This is a genomic window from Frigoribacterium sp. NBH87 (assembly GCF_014217665.1).
Taxonomy (GTDB): domain Bacteria; phylum Actinomycetota; class Actinomycetes; order Actinomycetales; family Microbacteriaceae; genus Frigoribacterium; species Frigoribacterium endophyticum.
On record NZ_CP043650.1, the window covers coordinates 1,595,301 to 1,606,751 of the forward strand.

At 71.2% G+C, this 11,451-nt stretch carries 13 protein-coding genes; all 13 read right to left on the minus strand.

What is annotated here, in order from left to right:
• Positions 1-38: 38 nt before the first annotated feature.
• Positions 39-1,076 (minus strand): YdcF family protein, encoded by a 1,038-nt coding sequence (locus F1C15_RS07305; RefSeq protein WP_185233869.1) that lies wholly within the window; start codon positions 1,074-1,076, stop codon positions 39-41.
• Positions 1,077-1,146: 70 nt separating this feature from the next.
• Positions 1,147-2,508 carry a phosphoglucosamine mutase gene (glmM, locus tag F1C15_RS07310; protein ID WP_185233871.1) on the minus strand — a complete coding sequence of 454 codons (1,362 nt, stop codon included), beginning with the start codon at positions 2,506-2,508 and terminating at the stop codon, positions 1,147-1,149.
• A gap of 28 nt (positions 2,509-2,536) precedes the next feature.
• The gene (rpsI, locus tag F1C15_RS07315) at positions 2,537-3,022 is read right to left on the minus strand and encodes a 30S ribosomal protein S9 (RefSeq protein ID WP_082514606.1); all 486 of its coding nucleotides are present in this window, start codon (positions 3,020-3,022) and stop codon (positions 2,537-2,539) included.
• Between the two features lie 32 nt (positions 3,023-3,054).
• Complete coding sequence (gene rplM / locus F1C15_RS07320; protein WP_056057329.1) at positions 3,055-3,501, minus strand: 50S ribosomal protein L13; 447 nt, start codon at positions 3,499-3,501, stop codon at positions 3,055-3,057.
• A 175-nt stretch (positions 3,502-3,676) separates the two neighbouring features.
• Entirely contained in the window at positions 3,677-4,159 is a 483-nt protein-coding gene (locus tag F1C15_RS07325) for a GNAT family N-acetyltransferase (RefSeq protein WP_185233872.1), read from the minus strand.
• Positions 4,156-5,106: a tRNA pseudouridine(38-40) synthase TruA gene (locus F1C15_RS07330; protein ID WP_370543621.1), complete on the minus strand. Its 951-nt coding sequence runs from the start codon at positions 5,104-5,106 to the stop codon at positions 4,156-4,158. The genes F1C15_RS07325 and F1C15_RS07330 overlap by 4 nt, the downstream gene beginning before the upstream one ends.
• 131 nt (positions 5,107-5,237) lie before the next feature.
• Entirely contained in the window at positions 5,238-8,009 is a 2,772-nt protein-coding gene (locus tag F1C15_RS07335; RefSeq protein ID WP_219731580.1) for an ExeM/NucH family extracellular endonuclease, read from the minus strand.
• 228 nt (positions 8,010-8,237) lie between these two features.
• Positions 8,238-8,792, minus strand: a complete 555-nt coding sequence (gene rplQ, locus F1C15_RS07340; RefSeq protein ID WP_185233874.1) for a 50S ribosomal protein L17 — start codon at positions 8,790-8,792, stop codon at positions 8,238-8,240.
• 51 nt (positions 8,793-8,843) lie between these two features.
• Entirely contained in the window at positions 8,844-9,836 is a 993-nt protein-coding gene (locus F1C15_RS07345) for a DNA-directed RNA polymerase subunit alpha (protein WP_055799947.1), read from the minus strand.
• A 189-nt stretch (positions 9,837-10,025) separates the two neighbouring features.
• Positions 10,026-10,424 carry a 30S ribosomal protein S11 gene (gene rpsK / locus F1C15_RS07350; protein WP_055799944.1) on the minus strand — a complete coding sequence of 133 codons (399 nt, stop codon included), beginning with the start codon at positions 10,422-10,424 and terminating at the stop codon, positions 10,026-10,028.
• Between the two features lie 45 nt (positions 10,425-10,469).
• Positions 10,470-10,844: a 30S ribosomal protein S13 gene (gene rpsM, locus F1C15_RS07355; RefSeq protein WP_056057338.1), complete on the minus strand. Its 375-nt coding sequence runs from the start codon at positions 10,842-10,844 to the stop codon at positions 10,470-10,472.
• A gap of 193 nt (positions 10,845-11,037) precedes the next feature.
• A complete protein-coding gene (gene rpmJ / locus F1C15_RS07360) occupies positions 11,038-11,154 on the minus strand; it encodes a 50S ribosomal protein L36 (protein WP_043593327.1) in 117 nt (38 codons plus the stop codon).
• 68 nt (positions 11,155-11,222) lie between these two features.
• Positions 11,223-11,444 (minus strand): translation initiation factor IF-1, encoded by a 222-nt coding sequence (infA, locus tag F1C15_RS07365; RefSeq protein ID WP_055965022.1) that lies wholly within the window; start codon positions 11,442-11,444, stop codon positions 11,223-11,225.
• Positions 11,445-11,451 lie beyond the last annotated feature (7 nt).

Here is an 11,451-nt window from a genome sequence, read left to right on the forward strand (position 1 = left end):
ACTCCTCGGCGGCCGGAGCCCGGGAGGCGCGGGTCGGCTCACACGGGCAGCAGCGACCAGACGGCGGTGAGGCCCACCAGGGCGACCGCCACCGCCACCGCCGCGGCGTTGAGTCGACGGTGCTCGACCATGATCGCGACGTACTCGCGGAGGAAGGCGCTCGGCACGTAGTACGCCGCGGTCGGCGAGCCCACCACCTGGGCGTCGCTGCCGATCGACCGGGCCAGCAGGGCGGCCCGCAGCACGTGGTAGTCGTTCGTCACGACGAGGGTGCTGCCGTCGCGACCGGCGTCGCGCTGCACCTCGCGCGAGTAGAGCAGGTTCTCGCGGGTGCTCGTCGAGGCGGTCTCGGGCCGGACGTCGGCGGGGTCGGCCCCCTGCGCGAGGAGGTACTCGGCCATGGCGTCGCCCTCGGCGCGCGGCTCGTCGGAGCCCTGGCCGCCCGACGGCACGAGCAGCGGCCTCGCGGCGGTGCCGGGCACGGAGCGGTAGACCGAGAGCGCCTTGTCGAGACGGCTGCGCAGGAGCGGCGGCACCTCGCCGCGGACCAGGCCGGAGCCGAGCACGACCACCGTCGCGGGCGTGCGCGTGTGGCGGTAGCGGCTGTAGACCAGCGAGTAGAGCCCGAACGCGGCGAAGGTCGCGGCCGCGTACCCCGCGACGAAGACGAGGAGGACTCCCAGGGCGACGAGGACGACCCCGACCGGCCCCGGCAGCTCGGCGACGTCGGGCCCGAAGACCAGCGCGGCCGCCGCGACCGGCACGAGCAGGATGGCGACGCCCGCCAGCAGCGACAGCAGGTTGCCGAGGCTGCGCCCCTCGGAGCGCAGCATGGTGACGCCGTTGCCGAGCAGGAAGAGCGCGAGCACCACGACGAGCAGGCCGGCGACCACGACGCCGAGCAGGACGGCGCTCTGCTGGGCGGGCCCGGTCGCGGCGACCTCGAGCACGCCGGCCACCAGGAGGCAGCCGAGGGCCGCGACGAGGAAGACGCCGTTGCGCAGACGCCGCGCGTCGCGGCGGCGGCTGACGACGTAGAGCACCGCGAAGACGACGGCGGGCAGCAGGAGGAGCATGCGCCCATGGTGCCCGATGCGGGCACGGGGGCGGGGACGCCGGGCCTGCGGGAGGCGCGGGTCGGGCCCGCTAGAGCGCCAGTCGCTCGCGGACGACGTCGGCGAGCTCGTGCGCGACGCGGTCGGCGGTCGCCTGGTCGGCGGCCTCCACCATGACGCGCACGACCGGCTCGGTGCCCGACGGGCGGAGCAGCACGCGGCCGGTGTCGCCGAGCTCGGCCTCCAGGGCCGCCACGGCGTCCGCCACGCCCTGGTCGCCGTCGAGACGCTCACGGTCGACGCCACCGACGTTGATGAGGATCTGCGGGAAGACCGTCATCACCCGGGCCAGCTCGGCCAGGCTCTTGCCGGTCTCCGCCATGCGCGCGACGAGCGACAGCCCGGTGAGGATGCCGTCGCCGGTGGTGGCGTGGTCGCCGAAGACGATGTGGCCGGACTGCTCGCCGCCCAGCGTGTAGCCGCCGGCGCTCATGTCCTCCAGGACGTAGCGGTCGCCGACGCGGGTCTGACGCACGGCGATGCCGTGCTGCTCCATGGCGCGGATGAGGCCGAGGTTGCTCATCACCGTCGCGACGAGGGTGTCGTGGGCGAGGCGCCCGTGCTCCTTGTGCGCCAGGGCGATGATCGCCATGATCTGGTCGCCGTCGACGACGGTGCCGGTCGCGTCGACCGCGAGGCAGCGGTCGGCGTCGCCGTCGTGCGCGATGCCGACGTCGGCTCCGTGCTCGAGCACGGCGCGGGCGAGGTTGTCGAGGTGCGTCGAGCCGACGCCGTCGTTGATGTTGACGCCGTCGGGGTCGGCCCCGATCAGGGTGACCTTCGCGCCCGCGTCGGTGAAGACCTCGGGCGAGACGGCCGAGGCGGCGCCGTGGGCACAGTCGAGCACGACGTGCAGGCCGTCGAGGCGGTGGGGCAGGGCCCCGAGGAGGTGCAGGACGTAGCGGTCCTCGGCGTCGGCGAACCGGCGGATGCGACCGACGTCGCCCCCGACGGGCATCAGCTGCGGCTCAGCCATGGCGGCCTCGATGCGGTCCTCGACCTCGTCGGGCAGCTTCGTGCCGCCGAACGCGAAGAACTTGATGCCGTTGTCGGGCGCCGGGTTGTGCGAGGCGCTGATCATCACGCCGAAGTCGGCGCCGATGTCGTCGACGAGGAACGCCGCCGCGGGGGTCGGGATCACCCCGGCGTCGAGCACGTCGACGCCGGAGCTGGCCAGGCCCGCGCACACGGCGGCGGTCAGGAACTCCCCCGAGATGCGGGGGTCACGGGCTACCACCGCGACGGGTCGTCGCCCTTCAGCACGACGAGCGTCGGCGTGGTGGCCCTTCGTGAGCACCACCGCGCTCGCCTGGGCGAGGCCCAGGGCGAGCGCGGCGGTCAGCTCACGGTTGGCGAGGCCCCGAACACCGTCGGTACCGAAGAGACGCGACATCGCGAGACCTGCCTGTGGGGGTGTGTGACTAGCGCTTCGAGAACTGCGAGGCCTTGCGGGCCTTCTTGAGACCGGCCTTCTTGCGCTCGATGACGCGGGCGTCACGGGTGAGGAAGCCGGCCTTCTTGAGCGTGGCGCGGTTGTTCTCGCGGTCGATCTCGTTCAGCGTGCGGGCGATGGCGAGGCGCAGGGCGCCCGCCTGGCCGGAGGGGCCGCCGCCGGTGACCTTGACGGTCACGTCGTAGGCGCCGAGCAGGTCGAGCACCTTGAACGGGTCGTTGATCAGCTGCTGGTGCAGCTTGTTGGGGAAGTACTCCTCGAGGGTGCGGCCGTTGACCACGAAGGTGCCGGAGCCGGGGACGAGGCGGGCACGAGCGATGGCCTCCTTGCGACGTCCGACGGCGGAGCCGGAGACGTTGAGGACGGCGCGGGGGGTCGCCGAGGCCTCGGGAGCGGAGCTCTCCGTGGTGAAGCTCTCGGGAGCCTGGTCGATGGAATCTGCGATCTGAGCCACTGTGTGGGGGTCCTTAAGTCTGAAGGCGGACGCTACTGAGCGACCTGGTCGAGGGTGTGAACCGTGGGCTGCTGAGCAGCGTGGGGGTGCTCGGCACCCGCGTACACCTTCAGCTTCTTGATCTGGGCACGGCCCAGCGAGTTCTTCGGCAGCATGCCGCGGATCGCCTTCTCGACGGCGCGCGTGGGGTGCTTCTCCACCATCTCGGAGTACGTGGTGGCGGTGAGGCCGCCCGGGTAGCCGGAGTGGCGGTAGTAGAGCTTCTCGGCCAGCTTGGAGCCGGTCAGGGCCACCTTGTCGGCGTTGATGATGATGACGAAGTCGCCCATGTCCATGTGGGGGGCGAAGGTCGGCTTGTGCTTGCCGCGCAGCAGTGCTGCCGCGTGGCTGGCCAGACGGCCGAGGACGACGTCGTTGGCGTCGATGATCAGCCAGTTCGGCTGGACGTCAGCCGGCTTGGGGGAGAAAGTGCGCGTCACAGTAGTGCTGCTTCCTGGTCGAGGTGAGGTGTTCGTGGATCCCGCTCCGTTGCCGTTGTCGCCGAAGAGACGGCGAGAACGAGTCAGGTGGAGGGCTCAACTTCGGGCGCCGCGCGCAGTTGCGCAGACACCAAGGGTCGACGATACCCGACACGCCCGGGGCCGTCAAACGGCGTCACTCGCCGCCGAGCGCCGCCAGGGCCTGGCCGTCGAGCCGGAACGTGGTCCACTCGTCCATCGACGTCGCGCCGAGCGACCGGTAGAAGCCGATCGACGGCTCGTTCCAGTCGAGCACGGCCCACTCGACGCGGGCGAGGCCGCGCGCCGTCGCCTCCTGCGCCAGGCGCGTCAGGAGGGCCCGCCCGTGGCCGGCGCCCCGGTGCTGCGGCGCGACGTACAGGTCTTCCAGGTGGATGCCGTGGACGCCCTCCCAGGTCGAGAACGTCAGGAACCAGACGGCGAGGCCCGCGAGCTCGCCGGGCTCGTCGCCGTCGACGACGAACGCGAAGACGGCGGGGGCGTCGGCGAAGAGCGCCCGGCGGAGGTCGCCCTCGGTGGTCTTCACCGCCTCCGGCTCCTTCTCGTAGACCGCCAGCTCGACGATCAGGCGCAGCATCTCGGGGACGTCGGAGGGGGTCGCGGGGCGGGGAGCGGTCATCCGTCGAGGCTAGCGGCCGACCGCTTGACCTGGGTGAGCACGACCCGGGCCGCCACCTCGTCGTCGGGCGGGTAGCCGACCTCGACCATGGTCAGCCCCGTGGCGGGGACGACGCGGAACTCACCGTTGCGCTCGGCCTCCCGCCGGACCCCGACGGCCCGGTGCTCCGGCATCGACCCCTCGCCGACGGCGACGCACGCCCCGACGAGGTTGCGGACGAGGTTGTGGCAGAAGGCGTCCGCCTGCACGGTGGCGACCAGCACGCCGTCGGCCTCGCGCCTCCACGTGAAGTGCTGGAGCTCGCGGATCGTCGTCGCGTAGTCGCGGTGGCGGCAGTACGCCGCCCAGTCGTGCAGGCCGACCAGGCCCGCGGCCGTCGCGTTCATCAGGTCGAGGTCGAGCAGGTGGTCGTACCAGAGGGTGTGGCGGCGGCGTGAGGGGTCACGCTCGGCCCCGCGGTCGGCGATGCGGTACTCGTAGCGGCGCCACAGCGCGCCGAAGCGCGCGTGGAACCCGGGAGGCGCCACCCGCGCCCCCGAGACCACGATCTCGTCGGAGGCGCCCGCCAGCCCGTTCAGCCGACGCGCGAGGACGGTGGGCGCGTCGAGCGGCGAGCGGTCGACCATGCCCCGGTGCGGCCGCTGCAGCTGGGCGACCTGCTCGGCCGTGAGGTCGAGGTGGACGACCTGGCCGCGGGCGTGGACGCCGGCGTCGGTGCGGCCGGCGACGGTCACGGTGGGCACGTGCTCGTGCCGGCCGAAGAGCACGCGGAGCGCGGCCTCGACCTCGCCCTGGACGGTGCGGCGGCCGGGCTGCTCGCTCCACCCGGAGAAGTCGGTGCCGTCGTAGGCCACGGTGAGCCGCACCCGGGTCATGCCGGGGTCGAGGTCGGGCACCAGGCCGGAGGCGGGGGCCGGGGCCGGGTCGTCGCTCGTCACGTCGACCATGGTACGAGCCCGCGGGGCGCCGGGGCGCCGGGGCGCCGCCGCCTGCACGGCAGCTCGCGGCGCACGACGACGGCGGCGGCCAGGGCACGGTCTCCCGCGCCCCGGCCGCCGCCGTGGTCAGCTGGTGCGGGCTACTCCCCCGCGGCCAGGCGACGACGCTGCACGAGCACCGTGCCGCCGGCGGCCATCAGCGCCAGGGCGAGCACGGCCCAGCCGAGGACCCCGTCCGAGCCGGTGTAGGCCAGGCCCGAGCGGGTCGGGGCGGAGGCGACGGGGGCGCTGCCGGCCGGAGCCGTGCCCGCGCCCGTGCCGGCACCCGCGCCGGCACCGGGCGCGACCGGCGTGGCCGGGTCGGTCGGCACCGGGGTCGGCGCGACGACGTCGGCGAGCAGGTCGACGCCGACGACGACGGGGTCGTGGTCGCTGGCGCGGAACTGGTCGAGCTGGAGCAGGTCGCGCACGTTGTAGTTGAAGCGGCTGTACTCGAGGCCGACCGACTCACCTGAGTTGATGTTCCAGATGTCGACGCCCGTGACGGCCTCGAGGGCGGCGGGCGAGGCCAGCACGTGGTCGAGCGAGCCGCTCAGGCCGCTGAACACGTAGCTGTACTCCTCGCCGTCCTCGGTCGAGCCGAGGTCGGTGAAGCCGGCGGTGCGCAGCACCTCGATCGGGTCCTCCTGCGAGTAGGCGTTGAAGTCGCCGAGCAGGAACACCTTGTCGGTGCCGACGGCGGCCTCGCGCTCGGCGGCGAAGGCCACGAGGGCGTTCGCCTGGTTCACGCGGGAGGCGTTCGAGCCGCCCTGGCCGTCTCCCAGGTCGGCGTCGGCGCCGGACCCGCTGCCCTTCGACTTGAAGTGGTTCGCGATGGCGAGGATCGTCGAGTCGACGTCGCCGCCGACGGGGCGGAACGCCTGGGCGAGGGGCTGACGCGCGTTGCTGAACGCCGCAGAGCCCGTGAGGATGCTCGAGTCGCCGACGCTCTCGACCACGTCGGCCTTGTAGATGAACGCGAGGCGGATGACGTCCTCGTTGGCCGGCAGGGCGGCGGGCGACGGGACGAACTCCCAGACGTCCGACCCTGCGTCGGCGTTGAGGGCGTCGACCAGGATCGACAGGGCCGAGTCGCGGTCCTTGCCGAAACGGGCGGAGTTCTCGATCTCCTCGAGCGAGACGACGTCGGCGCCGAGGGCGTTGATGGCCGTGACGATCTTGGCCTGCTGCCGCTGCAGGTCGTCCTGGTTCGCCGCGCCGCGGGCGTCGCAGCCGCTGTTGACGGTGACGGGGTCGCCGGCACGGTCGCGGTAGTAGGTGCAGCCGGTCAGCGAGTCGCCGGTGGTCGGGAAGTAGTTCAGCACGTTGAAGCTGGCGAGCCTGACGTCGCCGCCGACCTCACGGGGAGCCTCGGTGCGGACGTTCTCGAAGGTGACGGGCAGGTCGGCGTACGCGACGTCGCCCGTGACGCGGCTGGTGGGCTGGTACTTCCAGGCCGAGTTCCGGAAGTCGAGGACCACCGGCTCGGTGAAGGCCACCGAGGCACCGACCGTGACCGGGTTCTCGTTCGACAGGTACGGCACCGGGATCGACTGGTTCGCCGCGGTGAGGAAGTTCGTGGTGGCACCGTCGTCGAGCGTCACGGCCCGAGCGGCGTTGTCGGCGATCGTCGCCGCGTACTTCGCGCTGCCGGGGCGTCCGACCTCGGTCGGCTGGATCAGCGGGGTGCTGCCCGACGCGAGCTTCACCTCGCCGTACTGGTTCGTCGTGTAGGTGTCCGCGACCGTGAACTCGCCCTGCGGCAGCAGGAGCATGCTCTCGATCGACTCGCGCTGCGCGTCCGTGGCGGGGAACCCGACCGTGGCCGGCGCCGGGGCGACGACGGTGGAGGCGTCCAGCTGCGTGACCTGGTCGGTGCCGTCGACCGTCAGCTCGGTCAGCCCGAAGAACTCGGTGACCTCGCCGACGAGCTCGACGTAGTCGCCGACCTCCACCGAGGAGGCGGTGGCCGAGGAGTACACGAAGACCGCGTCCGACGAGAGGTGCGTCGAGAGGTCGAGCGCGCCTCCGGTGCCCGGGGTCTGGACGACGTAGCCGTCCAGGCCGCCGGTCGGGTACGTCGCCGTGACGACGCCGCGGGTGGTGACGGTGCGGCCCGCGTAGGGGCTCGTGTCGGTGACGCCCTGCAGCTGCGCCACGGTGACGTCCGCCTCCGACACCGGCGGGGTCGGCGGCACCGGCGGAGTGGGCGTCGTGCCGGTGCTCGCGGCGTTCTGCGGCGTGATCTGGCCCTGCTGGACGAAGTCGGCCGCGTTGACGTCGGTGTCGGAGAACGCCGTGCGGACGTACGAGGTCGGGACGGGGTTGGCCGATCCCACCTCCGCCGCCGTCGTCTCGAACGTGTTCGACGTCCCGTAGCCGAGAGCGTCGACGACGCCGGGCGTCGCGGTGGAGATCGACCCCGCCGGGAGGGCCAGGGCGGTCGTCGTGCTCGCCAGCACGAGGGTGCCGCTGGCACCGCCGGGATTGACCGTCGTGACGACGTCGGGCGTGGGCAGCGGCGCGCCCGTGGTCCCGTTGGACGACATCTGCACGAGCAGGTAGCCGCCGGGCGCGATCGACCCGCTCAGGGCCCCCACGCCGGTGAACGTGCCGCTCGACGTCGCCGAGCGGTACTGGATCGACCAGCCCGCGACGGAGACGGAGGCGGTGGTCGGGTTGTAGAGCTCGACGAACTTGTTCGCGAACGGAGCGTTCATGCTGCCGCCCTTGAGGTAGGCCTCGTTGATGACGACGCCGGTGCCGCCGGGGGCCGCGGAGGCGGCGACGGGCACGAGCGGAGCGAGGCAGAGGGCGAGGCCGGCCGCGAGGGCGGCGGCCGTGACCGGGGTGTGGCGGGAGCGCGGGGACATGTGTTCCTTCAGCTGGCGGGAGGTGACCCACCGACGCTACGGTCCACAACCTCCTCAGGGGTTTCTGCCATGTGACGCGTAGGTGAACGACACCTGTTCGGGGGACGCGCGCGTCCGCCGAAGGCCCCACACCCCGCGATCCACGACGAGCGTCGCCCGCGGGCGGACGACGGAGGGCCCGTCACCTCGCGGTGACGGGCCCTCCGGGCGGTGCGGTGGAGCTCGCTGCTACTTGTCGTCCGACTTCGCGGCGGCGTCGGCCTCGACCTCGGCGGCGGGGGCCGTCTCGGTCTCGGACTCGACCGGAGCCGACTCCTCGACGGTCTCGGGCTCCTCGACGGGCGCCTCCTCGACGACGGGCTCCTCGACGGGCGCGGCGGCCGCGGCCGTCGAGCTCTTCGACGACTTGACCTTGGGGGTCACGGGCTCGAGGACGAGCTCCATCGACACCATCGACGCGTTGTCGCCCTTGCGGAAGCCGAGCTTCGTGATGCGGGTGTAGCCGCCCTCACGCTGGTCGACCAGGGGAGCGATCTCCGTGAAGAGGATGTGCGCGGCGTCCTTGTTGTTGCGCAGGGTCTGCATGACGCGACGACGCGAGTGCAGGTCGCCGCGCTTGGCGAAGGTCACGAGGCGCTCGGCGACGGGACGGAGGCGCTTGGCCCGCGTCTCGGTCGTCTTGATGCTCTTGTGCTCGAAGAGCGAGGCCGCGAGGTTGGCGAGCATGAGGCGCTCGTGCGCCGGTCCGCCTCCGAGACGGGGACCCTTGGTGGGCTTGGGCATGATTGATGGTTCCTAGCTGTCGAAGATGATCAGGGCGGGGACGGACGAGACCTAGTTGGTCTCTTCCTCGTCGTAGCCGCTGTAGAAGTGGGCTCCGTCGAACCCGGGGACCGTGTCCTTGAGCGAGAGACCGAGCTCCACGAGCTTGTCCTTCACCTCGTCGACCGACTTCTGACCGAAGTTGCGGATGTTCATGAGCTGCGTCTCCGAGAGGGCGACGAGCTCGGACACCGTGTTGATGCCCTCGCGCTTGAGGCAGTTGTAGCTGCGCACGGAGAGGTCGAGGTCCTCGATCGGCGTCTGAAGCTCGCTGGAGAGGACGGCGTCGACCGGCGCGGGGCCGATCTCGATGCCCTCGGCGGCGGTGTTGAGCTCACGGGCCAGGCCGAACAGCTCGGTCAACGTGCGACCGGCCGACGCGATGGCGTCACGGGGCGAGATCGCGGGCTTGGTCTCGACGTCGACCACGAGGCGGTCGAAGTCGGTGCGCTCACCGGCACGGGTGGCCTCGACGCGGTACGTCACCTTGAGGACGGGCGAGTAGATCGAGTCGATCGGGATCTGACCGGCCTCGCTGAACTCCGAGCGGTTCTGCACGGCCGACACGTAGCCGCGGCCACGCTCGATCGTGAGCTCGAGCTCGAACTTCGCCTTGTCGTTGAGCGTCGCGATGACGAGCTCGGGGTTGTGGATCTCCACGCCGGCGGGGGCCGAGATGTCGGCCGCCGTGACCTGACCGGCACCCTGCTTGCGCAGGTACGCCGTGATGGGCTCGTCGTGCTCGCTCGAGACGACGAGCTGCTTGATGTTCAGGATGACCTCGGTGACGTCTTCCTTGACACCGGGGACCGTCGTGAACTCGTGCAGCACACCGTCGATGCGGATGCTGGTGACAGCGGCTCCGGGGATCGACGAGAGCAGGGTGCGACGCAGCGAGTTGCCGAGGGTGTAGCCGAAGCCGGGCTCGAGGGGCTCGATGACGAACCGCGAGCGGAACTCCGAGATGTTCTCCTCGGTGAGGGTGGGGCGCTGTGCAATGAGCACTGGTGGATTCCTTTCGGCGAAGAGTCCGCTATATGACTCTTGGCGGTACGACAGGTGGCTGGCCCGTCGGGTCTGTTGAGTTGTGGGGGCTCCCGGCGAGGGAGCCGGAGGCGCGGTGAACGCGGGTGAGCCCGTCGCGCCTCCGGGCCCTGCGGACAGGGCGGGGAGGCGCGACGGGCATCGACTCAGTTAGACGCGACGACGCTTCGGCGGGCGGCAGCCGTTGTGCGCCTGAGGGGTGACGTCGTTGATCGACCCGACCTCCAGGCCGGCGGCCTGGAGCGAGCGGATCGCCGTCTCGCGGCCGGAACCCGGCCCCTTGACGAAGACGTCGACCTTCTTGACGCCGTGCTCCTGCGCCTGGCGGGCGGCCGACTCGGCGGCCAGCTGCGCGGCGAAGGGCGTCGACTTGCGCGAGCCCTTGAAGCCGACGGCTCCCGAGGAGGCCCAGCTCAGCACGGCACCCGAGGGGTCCGTGATCGACACGATCGTGTTGTTGAACGTGCTCTTGATGTGGGCCTGGCCCACGGCGACGTTCTTCTTCTCTTTGCGGCGGGGCTTACGCGCGGCCGACTTCGGTGCTGCCAATTTTTTCTCCTACAACCTAGAGGCGAGTACGGCGGGAGCCGGGGCCTAGCGAGCCTTCTTCTTGCCGGCGACGGTGCGCTTCGGGCCCTTGCGGGTACGAGCGTTCGTCTTGGTGCGCTGGCCGCGCACAGGCAGGCCGCGGCGGTGGCGGATGCCCTCGTAGCTGCCGATCTCGACCTTGCGGCGGATGTCGGCGGCGACCTCGCGACGGAGGTCGCCCTCTACCTTGAAGTTGCCCTCGATGTGGTCGCGGAGAAGGACGAGCTGGTCGTCCGTGAGGTCCTTGACGCGGATGTTGCCGTCGATCTCGGTCTCGGCGAGAGTCTTGAGCGCGCGGGTGCGGCCGACTCCGTAGATGTAGGTCAGTGCGACTTCCACGCGCTTGTCGCGCGGGATGTCAACGCCTGCTAGACGTGCCATGGTGGCTTCTCCTCAGAGAGTGGTGGAGGTCTGTCACAGCGCCGGTGCCCGGGCCTCCGCCCCGGGGTGTCCCCCGCGCCTCCTGCCTGGCTGCTGCCGGCGGTGCGGGTTCTGGTGCTGCTCTGTCTTGTGGTGCTGTGGAGCCCTCGAGGGACTCCGGCCTCTGTCCGACCGCGGGAGGCGGCCGGTCAGATCAACCCTGGCGCTGCTTGTGGCGCGGGTTGCTCTTGCAGATGACCATGACGTTGCCCTTGCGGCGGATCACCTTGCAGTGCTCGCAGATGGGCTTGACGCTGGGGTTGACCTTCATCGTTGTTTCCTTGATCTCGCTGGCTTCGTGCCCCACGGGTGCGTGGGGCCGTTCCTTTCCAGCACGCCCTACTTGTAGCGGTAGACGATCCGGCCGCGGGTCAGGTCGTAGGGGCTGAGTTCGACGATCACCCGGTCTTCGGGGAGGATGCGGATGTAGTGCTGACGCATCTTGCCGGAGATGTGGGCGAGAACTTTGTGCCCGTTGCTGAGCTCAACGCGGAACATCGCGTTGGGCAGAGCTTCGACCACTGCGCCTTCGATTTCGATGACACCGTCTTTTTTGGCCATAGCCTCA